We start from the raw sequence: 14,345 nt of genomic DNA, 5'->3' as shown, positions 1-14,345 counted from the left end.
TGTCTTGAACAGTCGCATAACCGGTTGCAATAACAGGGCCATTCCGATCGAGAGCGGCTCCGGGGTCTGCCAGGCACCGACTATGGCGGCCCTCGAGGATTTCAGCCCCGCATCAATGCGCCAAGGTTCCGGGCCAACCACCAAATCCGGTATCAAAGTGGTGCAAACCTGCCCTACCACGCACTAAAACCAGACGAATACCCGCTCACCATACCTGCCGCCTCCTCGAAGAACTCTTCTAACTCGTTGTTTTATTTAGACCAGCCGATATGGCACGGGCCATGCAAGACTAAAAACAGAAACGCGCGTTACGACTCAACAGAAAACTGATCCCCAGGCACAGGCGCCTGCTTTCCGGCAACGGAGAGCGGGCGTTTTTGCGTTTGGGCCACACAGAATGAGGTATATCCATGTACACGCTCACACGAAGAACCGCCCGCTGGCTCACTCGAATTCTGCTAACAGCCACCTTCTGGACAGTCAGCACGGGGACTCACGCGGAAATTGGTCCGGCCGAGAAGCCGGACCTCAAGCTCGGCTTTATCAAGCTGACCGATATGGCGCCCCTGGCGATTGCCTGGGAACAGGGCTTCTTTATGGACGAAGGCCTTTTCGTGGAACTTGAAGCGCAGGCGAACTGGAAGGTGCTGCTGGACCGGGTCATCACCGGAGAACTGGATGGCGCCCATATGCTCGCTGGCCAGCCTCTTGGCGCCTCCATCGGCTACGGCACCCGGGCCGATATCATCACGGCCTTCAGCATGGACCTGAACGGCAATGGCATTACGGTTTCAAACGATGTCTGGGACACCATGAGCCAGCACATCCCCGACAATGTCGACGGCAGGCCCGAACATCCCATTAGCGCCAGCGCGCTGCGGCCGGTCGTGGAAGCAGCCCGGGATCGGGGCGAACGGTTCCGGATGGGCATGGTGTTTCCCGTGTCCACCCATAATTACGAGCTTCGCTACTGGCTGGCGGCCGGTGGCCTGAATCCCGGCTACTACGCGCCCCAGCGCGGCGACACCAGCGGCACCCTGGAAGCCGACGTGCATCTGTCCGTAACTCCGCCGCCGCAGATGCCCGCCACCATGGAGGCGGGCACCATCCAGGGCTACTGCGTGGGTGAGCCGTGGAATCAGCAAGCGGTTTTCATGGGCATCGGCGTGCCGGTGATCACCGATTACGAAATCTGGCCGAATAACCCGGAAAAGGTCTTTGGGGTTACCCGGCAGTGGGCCGAAGACTATCCCAACACCCACCTGCGACTTTTGCGCGCCATGATTCGGGCCGCCCACTGGCTGGATGAGAACAACAACGCCAACCGGGACGAGGCCGTAAAAATCCTGGCCCGGCCCAGCTACGTGGGTGCCGATAAGGCGGTGATCGCCAACTCCATGACCGGCACCTTCGAGTATGAAAAAGGCGACATTCGCGAGGTTCCGGACTTCAATGTCTTCTTCCGGTATCACGCCACCTACCCCTATCCGTCTGATGCCATCTGGTATCTCACCCAGATGCGCCGGTGGGGCCAGATCCCCGAGGCCAAGCCGGACGACTGGTACATGGAAACCGCAGCCAGGGTTTACCGGGCCGACATCTACGAGCAGGCAGCTCGTTCACTGATTGCCGACGGCACCCTGAAGGCCTCGGATTTTCCGGACTTCGATGCCGAGAACTTTCAGCGCCCGCAACAGGGGGAGCTGATTGACGGTATCGGCTTCACCCCCCGAACACCCAACGCCTATATCGACAGTTTCGACATCGGCCTGAAAGGTACGCAAACCCCGTAACCGGGTTTGCAAGGAGGTTTGATAACCATGACTACGATCACTTCGGCCAAACACACCTCCCAGCCGCCGCGATGGCTGGGCCAGAGACTCAAGTCCCTCGGTGAGTCGCTGACACCCGGCCAGCTCGCCGCCACCGGGCGCCAGATGTTGCTGCCACTGATGGGTATTCTGGTATTCGTCGGTTTCTGGCATCTGGCTGCACCGCAGGTGGATACCTCCCTGGGCAGCTTCCCGGGCCCGGCACAGGTCTGGGAACAATCGCAGCAACTCTGGCAGGAGCACGTCAACCAACGCGAGCGGGCCGACAAGTTCATTGCCATGCAGGAAGAGCGGAACGCCCGGATTCTGGCGGACAACCCCGAGGCTGAGGTCAGGATCCGGAATTACCCCGGTGCCCCCACCTTTCCCGACCAGATCCTGACCAGTCTGGTTACGGTCCTGGCCGGATTCATCGTGGCGACCGCTATCGCCGTGCCCCTGGGCATCGTGGTGGGCCTGAACCGGCACTTCCAGGCGGCGGTCAACCCGCTGATCCAGGTGTTCAAGCCGGTGTCACCGCTGGCCTGGTTGCCGCTGGTGACCATGGTGGTCTCAGCAACCTACGTGAGCGACGACCCGATGTTCGAGAAGTCGTTCCTGACCTCCATGATCACGGTCACCCTGTGCAGTCTCTGGCCCACGTTGATCAATACCAGCGTCGGTGTGGCCGCGGTCAATCCGGATCTGCTGAATGTCTCCCGGGTGCTGCGGCTGTCGTTCTGGACCCATGTCCGCAAGGTGGTGTTGCCTTCTTCGGTGCCGATGATTTTCACCGGCCTTCGGGTGTCGCTGGGCATTGCCTGGATGGTGCTGATCGCGGCCGAGATGCTGGCCCAGAGCCCGGGGTTGGGCAAATTCGTCTGGGATGAATTCCAGAACGGCAGCAGCCAGTCCCTGAGCAGGATCATGGTGGCGGTTCTGGCTATCGGGTTTATCGGGTTTGTGCTGGATCGGGTGATGCTTTTGATTCAGCGCCGGGTTGCCTGGAACGAATGAGCCTTGGTTTGGAGTATGCCGCACCGGGCAGGGGATGCCTCCCGGGACACGCGGTGAATACATCCATGTACGCTCCGCAAAAACATCCATGTTTTTGAGGGTCCCGGGAGGCATCCCCTGCCCGGAGCTCCGCATGATTGAGAGGTGACTTCCATGAGTAAAACACATTTGGAACTGACTGGTGTCGAGATGGCGTTTGATACGCCGAAGGGGCCATTTGTGGCCCTGGACAACATTAATCTGAAGATACAGAAGGGCGAGTTTGTTTCCCTGATTGGCCACTCCGGCTGTGGCAAGTCCACCGTCCTGAACATTGTGGCTGGCCTGCTTCAGGCCACCAAGGGTGGCTGTGTGCTGGATGGCCATGAGGTGAATTCGCCGGGGCCAGAGCGTGCGGTGGTGTTTCAGAACCATGCGCTGATGCCCTGGCTGACGGTGTACGAAAATGTCGAGCTGGCAGTGCAGCAGGTGTTTCGAAAATCGATGGGCAAGCAGGAGCGGCGCGACTGGATTCATCACAATCTGGAACTGGTGAATATGGCCCATGCGGCGGACAAGCGACCGGGTGAGGTATCGGGTGGTATGGCCCAGCGGGTGGGGATTGCCCGTGCCCTGGCCATGAAGCCCAGCGTGCTGCTGATGGACGAACCGTTCGGCGCGCTGGATGCACTGACGCGGGCCCACTTACAGGACTCGTTGATGGAGATTCAGCAGGAGTTGAACAACACGGTAATCATGATCACCCACGATGTGGACGAGGCGGTGTTGCTGTCAGACCGGATCATCATGATGACCAACGGGCCCGAGGCCACCGTGGGCGAGGATCTCTACATTGACCTGCCCCGGCCGCGCAACCGGGTGACTCTGGCCGATAACCCGGAATACGTGCATTACCGGCAGGAGGTCTTGCGCTTCCTGTACGAGAAACAGCGCAAGCTGGAGCACATCTCGCCACGTCGTTCGGGAAAGCCGGAAGCCTCCGAGGGTGAGCAACCGAAGGCCCGGGCCGCCAGGGCGTGATACGTTTCGGTTACTTCAGCACATCCGCCATGGACACCAGGGCCCGGGCTACCTCGGGCAACTTCCGGCCCTGGTCCATGGCCAGTTTCCTTAATACCCGGTGAGCTTCGTCGTTGCTGATCCTGCGATGCTCCATCAGCAGTAGCACGGCTTTTTCCTGGGTTTTGCGGTCTTCCAGAGCCTCCCTGGCACTCTGCAGTTCATCGGTCATCTGTTGCAGGCGCCGGGTCTGCTCCTGGACCAGATCGAAGATGGAGCGGCCAAACTGCTGACCAATACCATCGCTGGCCCAGGACTCACCGGCCTGTTGTTCGTTTCCGGAATCGCACAGCACCAACATGGGTTGAGAAGCCGGTTCCTGGGCATCCAGGGAAGTAATCAGGGTTTCCTGGTGGGCCAGCGAGTTTCTGGCATCGGCAAAACGCTCGGTGCAACGGGCATGAAAACAGCCCTCCACGGAATCCTCTATCTTTTTGAGTTCGTCCATCCGCTCAGACATGAGCCTGAACCATTCATCGGCCAGGGCCGGATCCAGGTCTTTATAACGACCGATGGCAGTGCCCCGCTGGCGAAGTTTTTCAATTTCGGACTCACGGGGGTTTTCGCGCAGTTTTTCCCACAGGTCCAGGGAACCCTCATCGGCAAAGCTGTTAAACACCTCGAAACAGCGCTCCTGCGCCTCAATCAGGTGCGCCATGCGCTCTGACAGTGCACGATCAAACCGGCCACTGGAAAACCCCGCCGAACCGACAGCCCGCTCCTGTCCACAGAATTCTTTGCCGTTCATCAGGTGCACCATGGCCACCAGAAGCCCCGCTATGGTGGGGTCAACCGCGGTATCGGCAGCTTCAAACACAACCGCAATCAGGTTGTGGATCAGGGTACTGTAATCCTCGGTGGCAGAGGCCGCAGTTACTTTCCGGGCCACCACACACCGTCGCAGTTCGGGCAAGCCCTCAAGGCCGTGAAGGGCGCTCGCAAGCTGGTTAAGCAGGCGGCTACTGACAGGATGCGCCGTCAGTTCCTGGTGTATCTCGGCAAGGGCCTGCTCAAACTCCGAACGGAGCCGATCCGACGTCGCAACCAGGTGTTTTCGCTCCTGGGCAAACTTTTCGCCGGAAGAACCAAGAAACACGTTAGACGCACCTCGCTCGCACTGCAGTGCATGTACCAGATTGCTGATGCACTGGACCAGTTTGCCCATCTGCAAGAAGTACTGGAGGTTCATCAACTCGCAGCTTTTCGAGGCAATCAGGTAATCGCCCGCGGATGGCGATTTATAGGCGGCGGCACGTTTGGTGTTCATAACAGACTCCGGAGGCAGACAGCCTTTAATGCGACAATCACGGTCAGATCAGTCACTCGCGTAACCAACCTCTTGCCAGTGCGCAGCAATTACCGCGCCACCGCATCTGGCCCAAAACCGTGCAATCCGCCCCGTCGCAGGGCAGTTTTCAAGTGTTCGTAAAGGTGATAGCAACCCTGAAAAACGCTAACCGTATGATTTTTAAAGGTTCGAAGAACTGGCACGAAGATCGCTTTGCAATTGGTAAGGACGAACGTCCCGGCCAAGGATCAGGCCGGACCATCAGATCATTGTTGTTGGCATTGGCGCCGGACCATCGACTTCCCCTCGGGAATAGATGCTCCGGCTTTTTTTGTTTGGTCGAAAAGTACGGGTTCGAGCGAAATGACAGGAAACACTGAATCGACACTGGTGATCTGCGGGCACGGCATGGTTTCGCAACGCCTGCTGGAAGCTCTCTGCCGTGGGCGAGTCAGACCGTTTACCCGCATCATCGTGTTCAACGGCGAAGCATCCGCTGCTTACAACCGGATACAACTCTCGCTGCTGCTCGCCGGTGAAACAAACGAAGCTTCTCTGGCCTTGCAGCAGGACGAGTGGTTTCGGAACAACGGCATTGAAGTCTGCAACGGAGAACCGGTAGTCACCATCAATCGGGAAGATCAGACGGTGACCACCGGATCCGGTCGGGTACAGCCCTACACCCATCTAGTGCTGGCCACCGGATCCCGGCCTGCAAAACCGGCGCTACCGGGCGCAGACCTTCCGGGTGTCATGACCTTCCGGGACCTGGAAGACACCAGGACCCTGATTGAGTCTGCTGGCCGCCATCGGCGGGCGGTGGTCGTCGGCGGAGGCTTTCTTGGCCTGGAAGCCGCTGAAGGTCTCCGCCAGCGTGGTATGGCCGTCACCCTGCTGCACCGCAGCGGCCATCTTCTGAACCGTCAGTTGGACAGAATCGGGGGTCAGCTCCTGCAACAGCACATGGAAGAGCGGGGCGTAAATATTCGCACCGGAACGGCTCCCAAAGCCCTGCTCGGGCGTTCCATGGTCCGGGCCGTCCAGCTGGATGACGAAACTCTCGTCAGCACGGATCTGGTCTTATTCGCCACCGGTATCACGCCTGCTACCGAGCTTGCCCGGACTGCCGGCCTGGAATGCGATCGCGGCATTCTCGTGGACGGGCAGCTACGCACCAGCGATCCGGCAGTCTCTGCGCTGGGTGAGTGTTGTCAGTTGGGAAACACCACCTTCGGACTGGTGGAACCCGGATACCAGCAGGCCGAGGTGCTTGCAGGCGTGCTCGGCGGAAACACTCCAGACGCCGAGTATCGGCCGGTGGATACACCAACCCGCCTGAAGATCAGCGGCGTTCCGATTTTCTCCTGCGGACAGATCAGCCCCGACGGGGACACCGAATCCGTGGTCTGGCAGGACCACGAACAGAACCACTATTGCCGGCTGCTGATCCGCAATCAGCGCCTGACCGGCGCCGTACTGCTGGGCGACACCCGGGACGGCCCCTGGTACAGCCAGCGCATTCAGCAGCAGGACGATATTTCCCGCTACCGGGACTTCATTGCATTCGGCAAGAACTACTGCGAGGCGGCGGCATGAGCCGCTCCGGAAAGAGGACAGACCCATGAGCAAGAAAACCCTGATAGTCGTCGGCAACGGCATGGTCGGCCATCACTTCCTGGAACAATTCTGCGCCAGCCCGGCCGCTGCCGATTTCGAGATCATCGTGTTCGGCGAGGAAAAACAGCTGGCCTATGACCGGGTCCACCTGTCCGAGTATTTCGGCGGCTCCAGCCATGCCGATCTCGCCATGGGTACCCTGGAGTGGTACACCGAGCAGGGGATTCAACTGCACCTGAACGAACAGGTAACCGGCATAAACCGGGAAAATCGCACTCTGGAAACGCCCCGTGGCAGCTACCGGTACGACGAACTGGTGCTGGCCACCGGCTCCTATCCGTTTGTACCCCCTATCAAGGGCAATGACCGCCCGCACTGCCTGGTTTACCGGACCCTGGATGATCTGGATGCCATTCGCGCCAGTTCAGAAGGTGCCCGCACGGGCGTGGTGGTAGGCGGTGGCCTGCTGGGTCTTGAAGCTGCCAATGCGCTCAAGAGCCTCGGACTGGAAGCCCACGTGGTGGAATTTGCGCCCCGGCTGATGCCGGTTCAGCTTGATGCCGATGGCGGCGCGCTGCTGCGCCACAAGATCGAGGAGTTGGGCGTTCAGGTACACACCGAGAAGGCCACCACAGCGATCACCGAGGGCGAGGATGCCCGTCTGCGCATGAATTTCAGCGACGAATCCTTCCTCGAGACAGACCTGATCGTCTTCTCCGCAGGCATTCGGCCCCAGGACGCCCTGGCCCGGGCCAGCGGCCTGGAGATCGGCGAGCGCGGCGGCATCGTGATCGACAACCACTGCACCACCTCGGACCCCCATGTGCACGCTATTGGCGAGTGCGCACTCTGGGAGCAGAAAATTTTCGGCCTGGTGGCCCCCGGCTACACCATGGCCCGCACATTGTCTTCCGCCCTGAACGGCGATCGAGACACTGCTTTCACCGGTGCCGACATGAGCACCAAGCTCAAATTGCTGGGTGTAGACGTGGGTTCCATCGGCGACGCCCATGCCCAGACCCCGGGCGCTCGCAACATCCGCTTTAACGATGAACAGGCCGGCCACTATCGGCGCATGGTGATCAGCGAGGATGGCAAGACCCTGCTGGGCGCCATTCTGGTGGGCGACAACAGCCACTACGACACTCTGCTGCAATACGCCCTCAATGGCATCACCCTGCCGGAGAATCCGGAAACGCTGATCCTGCCGGAGAGCCAGGGCGGCGCGCCGGCCCTGGGCCCGGATGCCCTTCCGGAAACCGCCTCGATCTGCTCCTGCCACAACGTGACCAAGGGCGATATTTGCGGCGCCATTGATGCCGGTTGCTCGGACCTTGGCAGCGTCAAGGCCGAAACCAAGGCCAGCACGGGCTGCGGCGGCTGCACCGCCCTGCTCAAGAACGTGGTGGACAGTGAGCTGGAAAAACGCGGCGTGGAGGTCAGCAAGGATCTGTGCGAGCACTTCCCGTACAGTCGCCAGGAGTTGTTCCACCTGGTGAAGGTGAACGGCATCCGCACCTTCCGCACCCTGATCAGTCAGCACGGCAAGGGCCACGGCTGCGACATCTGCAAACCGGCCGTGGCCTCGATTCTGGCCACCTGCTGGAACGAGCACATCCTGGCCACCGACCACGTGCCGCTTCAGGACACCAACGACACCTTCATGGCCAACATGCAGAAGAACGGCACCTATTCCATCGTGCCGCGCATCCCCGGTGGCGAGATTACACCGGACAAGCTGATTGTGCTGGGTGAGGTGGCGAAGGAATACGATCTTTACACCAAGATCACCGGTGGCCAGCGGGTGGACCTGTTCGGCGCCACCCTGAGCCAGTTGCCGGAGATCTGGGAAAAACTGATTGCTGCCGGGTTCGAGACCGGCCATGCCTATGGCAAGTCACTGCGCACCGTGAAGTCCTGCGTTGGCAATACCTGGTGTCGCTACGGCGTTCAGGACAGCGTGGGCATGGCGATTCGCCTGGAGGACCGCTACAAAGGGCTGCGGGCGCCCCACAAGGTGAAGATGGCGGTCTCGGGCTGTACCCGGGAATGCGCGGAAGCCCAGAGCAAGGACTTTGGTGTGATTGCCACGGAGAACGGCTGGAACCTGTATGTCTGCGGCAACGGTGGCATGCGGCCCCGCCACGCCGATCTGTTTGCCACGGATCTGTCTGACGAGGAGCTGATCCGGACCATTGACCGGGTGGTGATGTTCTATGTGCGCACGGCCGACCGGCTGCAGCGCACCAGTGTCTGGATGGAAAATCTGGAGGGCGGCCTGGAGTACCTGAAGCAGGTGGTTCTTGAGGACAGTCTGGGGATCGGCGCTGAGCTGGAGGAGCACATGGAGGGGATTGTTGGGACCTACCAGTGCGAGTGGAAGACGGCCGTCGAGGATCCGGAGAAGCGGAAGCGGTTCCGGGAGTTTGTTAATGCGCCTTCGCAGTGCGATCCGGTTCAGGAGTGGACGGTTGAGCGGGGGCAGCGTCGGCCTGTTTTGGAGTCTGCGTAGCCTTTAGGTTCTGGTGAAGAGCAAGGCGCCATGGGGGTGCTTTTCTTCTGGGAAAAACAACTCGCTTCGCTCAGACATCTTTTTCCCGACAGAAAAGCACCCCCATACCACCTCGCTCACCAAGCTTCCGTGGTATCGCTTGTAACGCACAGTTGAAATAAACGCACAAGGAATAGGAGAAACACAATGAAACCACGCACTCGTTGGGAAGCCGTTTGCACCGTAGACGACCTGGTGCCGGAATCTGGCATCGCGGTATGGACCGAAGAAGGTCCGGTGGCGGTGTTTTATCTGCCGCATCGGCTGCCGGCGTTGTTTGCCATCAGCCATACGGACCCGTTCAGCGGCGCCAATGTGCTGGCCCGGGGGATTACCGGGGATCTGAAAGGGGAGCCGGTGGTGGCGTCGCCGTTGTACAAGCAACATTTCAGTCTGCTTACGGGTGTCTGTCTGGAAGACGATACCGTGCGGGTCAAAACCTACCCTGTCCTGCTGGACGGCAACCAGATCCGCTTGGAAGTACGGGCCAACCAGCGAGAATCCATCGCGGCCTAGGCCCTTAACAATGCCGGCGAAAGCCGGCGCGTGGTATGGGAAGTCTTTGTGCAGGGGAAAAGATGTCTGAGCGAAGCGAGTTGCTTTTCCCCGGAAGAAAGACTTCCCATGGCGCGTGACGGCGATACTCCGAGGCTAAACCTCTCTGGAGCGACGCCAACGCTCCCGCCAGCCAAGAACAAAGATGGTCAGTGACGGCAGAAAAGTCACGGTTACGATCGCTGCCCCAAGCAGGCCAAACAGAACGATGGCGCCCACGCCCCGATACAGCTCGGTGCCTTCGCCGGGCAGGAACACCAGGGGCGAGAGGCCGCAGATGGTGGTCAGGGTGGTCATGGCAATCGGGCGCAGGCGGGTCTGGACGGCGGCGGTGACGGCCTGTACTACGGTAACGCCTTTCTGGCGCAGGTTCTGCCGGGCCTGGTCCACCACCAGGATCGGGTTGTTCACCACGGTTCCCATCAGTATCAGGAAGCCCAGCATGGTAATCATGTCAAAGGGCTGCCTCAGAGGCTGGAGGCCGATCATGGGCAGCAGGCCACCAACCAGGTTCATCAGGGCCAGGCCCACAATGCCACCGGCCACGCCAAGCGGTATTGCGGTCATGATCAGCAGCGGGAATCCCCAGTGCGCGAAGATGGCCACCAGCAGCAGGTAGACAATGGCAATGGCAATGATGAAATTGCCGGTCAGCGCTTCACGGGTGGCGTTCAGCTGGTCGCTGGCGCCGGAGATATCCACATCCACATTCGCGGGCAACGCGCCGCTGTCGCGCATGGACTGCAGTAATTCTGTGCGCACCCGCGCAACCCCGGCTTCCAGGGGCACGTCATCGGGGGGAATCACGTTCAGGGTCACGGTGCGGCGACCATCCACCCGGCGGACCATGCTGGTATCCACGGTTTCCTCGATGGTAGCCACGCTGGACAGGGGCAGGGTCGCACCCTGGGGGGTATGCACCATGACATCCGGCAGGCTGTCCAGTGACGGGTTGCGACCTTCGCTGCCATAGACATAGATATCGATCTTTTCGTCGTCCAGGAAGAAATCGTCGACGTAGCTGCCCTCGGTCAGAGAGGCTACGGTGAAGCCAATACTTTCTGCTCCCAGACCCAGTTCAGCCGCACGATCCCAGTCGGGCATGATCTGGATCAGCGGTTGCGCCAGGGACAGCGTGGAGGGCTGGCTCTGGATGCGGGGGTTGTCGAAGATTTCCTCGGCGCGCTGATAGGCAGCGTTCGCAGCGCCGTAGACCGACACCAGATCCGGCCCAGAGATGTCCAGGTTGATGCTGCGGGTGCCGCCGTCGTTGCTGGAAATGATGGAGCCTTTGGCCGCGAAGGCGCGCATGCCCGGGAACTGTTCATAGAACCGGGTGATCTCGTCCATCAGGGCTTCGATGTGCCTTGGATTCAGGGTCTCGGCGATGATCCGGATCCTGGTGGGCGTTACCTGCATGTTGAGATAGGCCATGGGCGGCACGCTGGTTTCGCCCGCGGCGTAGGCCTGGCCGTCCGCGTTCACGTGGGGCAGGAAGTAGTCTTCCACCTGGCGGGCAATGGCTTCCATCTCCTGCAGGTTATAACCCGGCGGCGCCGACATGGCGGCAAAGGTCTTGGGCTCCTCACCTTCCGGCAGGTATTCGGCGGGAGGGGTCAGCACAAAAATCACCCACAGGCTGAAGCCGACGGTGGCTGCCATCACCAGAAGCCGGCGCACCATGCCATTCACCAGCCATCGCACCGCCCCCATGGCGGCCCCGCTCCAGCGACCCGAGGTTTCGTTGCCGTATTCATCGGTGGTCACGCCCCGGCGGCCGAAATCCAGCCGGGCACAGAGGGTGGGTATGATGGTGATTGCCACCAACATGGAGGCGAGAATGGCAGCAGAGATGGCAATGGCCACGTCGGAATACAGCTGGCCCGCCTCTTCCTCGATAAACAGGATCGGCAGGAACACCAGGATGGTTGTGGTGGTGGACGCCAGCACCGCCGGCCAGACTTCACGCACGCCCTTGAGGGCCGATTCGAAACGGTCCAGCCCCAAACGCCGGTGTCGCTCGATGTTCTCAAGCACCACGATGCTGTTGTCCACCGTCATGCCGATGGCAAAGGCGATACCGGCCAGAGAGATCACGTTGATGGTGCGGCCGGTGATCAGCAGCCCGATAAACGCGGCTATGGCACACAGCGGTATGCCCACCACCCCGGCAAACGTGGCCCGGCCGGACCTCAGAAACAGGAACATCACCAGGGTTGCGAAGGCGGCACCGATACCCAGATTGGTCCAGACATTGGCAACCGAGGCTTCCACGTACCGGGCATCGTCTGCGGTCAGGCCCAGGGTCATGCCCGCCGGTTCCAGCACTTCGCGGTTGATGGCGGCGACTTCGTCCATCATGGCGTGCTTGATATCGATAACGTTGGATCCGCTCTCCCGACGCACCTGCAGGCCGATCACCCGCTGGCCATTGACGACGGACAGTTCCCTAATCCGTGAGTGACCCTGCTGCACCTGGGCAACCTCGCCCAGGCGCACCACGCTGTCACCCTGTCGGCGCACCACCAGTTGCTCCAGGGATTCAACATCATCAAAGCGCCCCACCGTGCGCAGCAGATACCGGCGCTTGCCGGAATCAATTTCGCCGCCGGAAATGTCCTGGTTGCGGCTGACAATGGCATCACGCAGATCGAGCAAGCTCAGGCCACGCTGGGCCAGGGCAGCTTCGTCCACGATAACCTGCATCTGCCGGTCGGCACCGCCGCTTACGGTCACCTCGGAAACCCCCGGTACGCTCTCCATCCTCGGCCGAACGCGGTCCTCGATGAAATCGCGCATCAGCTCGATGTCCAGCTCACGGGGATTGCCTTCGAGGGTGGCGATGCGAAAATACATGAACGCGTTGGACGAGAATGACGCCGCCACAATACGCGGCTCATCGACGTTTCTCGGGTAATCCGGCACCTGGCTCAGGGCATTATTAATCTGGATCAGGGTCTCGGTGATATCCACCCCGAACGGAAATTCCAGCTCAATCTCCGCTGCGCCACTGGAGGCGGTGGAGGTCATCCGGCTCAGGTTCGGAACATTGCGCAGGAACCGTTCCTGCTCGATCAGGATGTCTTTCTCGATGTCCTGGGGCGTGGCGCCTGGCCAGCTGGTTTCCACCGTGACCGTCCGCACCTCCAGATCCGGAATCATCTGGACCGGAATCCGCAGTGCTGCAGCAGCCCCAAGGATCGCGACAATCAGGGCAATAACGGTGACCAGAGTGCCGTGGCGGATAATGCCGGCAAACATCAGCGGCTCTCCCGTTCGGCAATGCGAACGCTGATGCCCTCGCTCAGGGACTCGTTGCCACGGACCACCACCTGCTGGTCCGCTTCAAGACCACTAGTGACCTCTACCCGGCCCTCGAAGCCGGTGCCAAGGCGCACCCGCTTTTCGCTCACGGTCCAGGTGTCTTCATCCCCCGGTTCGGCGATCCACACGGTGGTTCGTCCTTCGGGATACCGGTTGATGGCATCGCGGGAAACCGTCAGGCCACGTTCACCGGTAGTGACCCGCAGTACCGCCTGTACCGACATCCCCGGGAGCAGCTTCACGGATTCGGGCTTGATGGCGCGGAGGAGAAAGGTTCTGGACTGGGGATCGTTGACCGGTACCAGAACATCGATGGTGGCGCTGCTCGGTGCCTGGTCATCCTGCACCAGCAGCCGGCTGTTGTCGTCGATGCGTTTGTAGAAGGACTGGGGTACCTGGAAATCCAGTCGCAGGTTGTCGGTATCCACCAGGGTCAGCAGCTGGTCACCGGGGGTAACCCATTCCCCGAGATCCCGGGAGCGCTGGCTGACCACACCGTCGAAGGGCGCGGTCACGCGGTGGCGCCCGGCCCGGACTTCCACCTGGCGGCGGGCGGCTTCCAGGCGAGCCAGGGTCGCTTCACTGGCGGCCACTTCACTTTCCCGTGCACTGACTTCGGTGGCCGCGATATTGCGGCCTGCGCCGACGGACCTGGCCTCACGCAGCCGACGCCGGGCTTCCTCCAGGCGACTGCGGGCCTCTTCTGCCTCGGCTCTTGCCGCGGCCAACTCCCAGGTGACCAATTCGTCATCCAGCTCGACCAACACATCGCCCCGGGCAACACGATCACCGGTTTCCACCCGAACCTCATCCAGCAGGCCGGCAACCGCCGCCGACATGCCGGATACCCGAAGGGCATTCACCGTACCATTCAGGGTCACTTCCTGAACGATATCTTCTGAAGAGACGGTTTCCAGCTGAACACCAGGCAGGTCCTGGGCAGCGGTGAGCACCGGAAACAGGCTGCACACAAACAGAACCACACCCTGCAGGCTCTTCATGGGGGTAGCCACGTCCTTTTCTCCAAGATTCATTTCGATGGATGCAATTACTAACCTTAGTTCATGGCTTACGAAGGAAAACCCTGTCCGGACCTTGGCCCGCATTTGGCCTGACCAGTGGG

The 14,345-nt window shown here is 60.7% G+C and carries 9 protein-coding genes; 6 read left to right on the top strand and 3 right to left on the bottom strand.

The annotated features are described in order from the left end of the window. Positions 1-410 precede the first annotated feature (410 nt). From MDHKLMBL_RS06795 to MDHKLMBL_RS06785, 3 genes are all read left to right on the top strand, one after another. Positions 411-1,793, top strand: coding sequence for a CmpA/NrtA family ABC transporter substrate-binding protein (locus MDHKLMBL_RS06795; protein WP_104270424.1), 1,383 nt, complete (start codon positions 411-413; stop codon positions 1,791-1,793). Between the two features lie 27 nt (positions 1,794-1,820). Beyond that, positions 1,821-2,828: an ABC transporter permease gene (locus MDHKLMBL_RS06790; protein ID WP_104270423.1), complete on the top strand. Its 1,008-nt coding sequence runs from the start codon at positions 1,821-1,823 to the stop codon at positions 2,826-2,828. A gap of 153 nt (positions 2,829-2,981) precedes the next feature. Further along, positions 2,982-3,848, top strand: coding sequence for an ABC transporter ATP-binding protein (locus MDHKLMBL_RS06785; protein WP_008176934.1), 867 nt, complete (start codon positions 2,982-2,984; stop codon positions 3,846-3,848). 10 nt (positions 3,849-3,858) lie between these two features. Here MDHKLMBL_RS06785 and MDHKLMBL_RS06780 read toward each other — a convergent pair whose 3' ends face one another. After that, a complete protein-coding gene (locus MDHKLMBL_RS06780) occupies positions 3,859-5,154 on the bottom strand; it encodes a nitrate- and nitrite sensing domain-containing protein (RefSeq protein WP_053113573.1) in 1,296 nt (431 codons plus the stop codon). A 384-nt stretch (positions 5,155-5,538) separates the two neighbouring features. Here MDHKLMBL_RS06780 and MDHKLMBL_RS06775 point away from each other — a divergent pair, with 384 nt between their 5' ends. The 3 genes from MDHKLMBL_RS06775 (at position 5,539) to nirD (ending at position 9,859) form a co-directional block, all read left to right on the top strand. Next, positions 5,539-6,771, top strand: a complete 1,233-nt coding sequence (locus MDHKLMBL_RS06775; protein ID WP_167450394.1) for an NAD(P)/FAD-dependent oxidoreductase — start codon at positions 5,539-5,541, stop codon at positions 6,769-6,771. Between the two features lie 25 nt (positions 6,772-6,796). After that, positions 6,797-9,304: a nitrite reductase large subunit NirB gene (gene nirB, locus MDHKLMBL_RS06770; protein WP_104270422.1), complete on the top strand. Its 2,508-nt coding sequence runs from the start codon at positions 6,797-6,799 to the stop codon at positions 9,302-9,304. Between the two features lie 186 nt (positions 9,305-9,490). Next, on the top strand, positions 9,491-9,859 hold the full coding sequence (nirD, locus tag MDHKLMBL_RS06765) for a nitrite reductase small subunit NirD (RefSeq protein ID WP_008176927.1): 369 nt from the start codon (positions 9,491-9,493) through the stop codon (positions 9,857-9,859). Between the two features lie 135 nt (positions 9,860-9,994). Here nirD and MDHKLMBL_RS06760 read toward each other — a convergent pair whose 3' ends face one another. Next, entirely contained in the window at positions 9,995-13,159 is a 3,165-nt protein-coding gene (locus MDHKLMBL_RS06760; protein WP_104270421.1) for an efflux RND transporter permease subunit, read from the bottom strand. Further along, entirely contained in the window at positions 13,159-14,235 is a 1,077-nt protein-coding gene (locus tag MDHKLMBL_RS06755; RefSeq protein WP_241956185.1) for an efflux RND transporter periplasmic adaptor subunit, read from the bottom strand. The genes MDHKLMBL_RS06760 and MDHKLMBL_RS06755 overlap by 1 nt, the downstream gene beginning before the upstream one ends. Positions 14,236-14,345: the final 110 nt, after the last annotated feature.

This window comes from Marinobacter flavimaris, assembly GCF_002933295.1.
Taxonomy (GTDB): Bacteria; Pseudomonadota; Gammaproteobacteria; order Pseudomonadales; family Oleiphilaceae; genus Marinobacter; species Marinobacter flavimaris.
Note: the sequence above shows the minus strand (reverse complement) of the source record. Positions and strands in the feature narration are given on the sequence as shown.

What these genes read in the sequence shown, in the direction of transcription:
- MDHKLMBL_RS06795 (WP_104270424.1), top strand. Translation starts at nt 411, where the DNA reads ATGTACACGCTCACACGAAGAACCGCCCGCTGGCTCACTCGAATTCTG.
- MDHKLMBL_RS06760 (WP_104270421.1), bottom strand. Translation starts at nt 13,159, where the DNA reads ATGTTTGCCGGCATTATCCGCCACGGCACTCTGGTCACCGTTATTGCC.
- MDHKLMBL_RS06775 (WP_167450394.1), top strand. Translation starts at nt 5,539, where the DNA reads ATGACAGGAAACACTGAATCGACACTGGTGATCTGCGGGCACGGCATG.
- MDHKLMBL_RS06785 (WP_008176934.1), top strand. Translation starts at nt 2,982, where the DNA reads ATGAGTAAAACACATTTGGAACTGACTGGTGTCGAGATGGCGTTTGAT.
- nirD (WP_008176927.1), top strand. Translation starts at nt 9,491, where the DNA reads ATGAAACCACGCACTCGTTGGGAAGCCGTTTGCACCGTAGACGACCTG.
- MDHKLMBL_RS06790 (WP_104270423.1), top strand. Translation starts at nt 1,821, where the DNA reads ATGACTACGATCACTTCGGCCAAACACACCTCCCAGCCGCCGCGATGG.
- nirB (WP_104270422.1), top strand. Translation starts at nt 6,797, where the DNA reads ATGAGCAAGAAAACCCTGATAGTCGTCGGCAACGGCATGGTCGGCCAT.
- MDHKLMBL_RS06780 (WP_053113573.1), bottom strand. Translation starts at nt 5,154, where the DNA reads ATGAACACCAAACGTGCCGCCGCCTATAAATCGCCATCCGCGGGCGAT.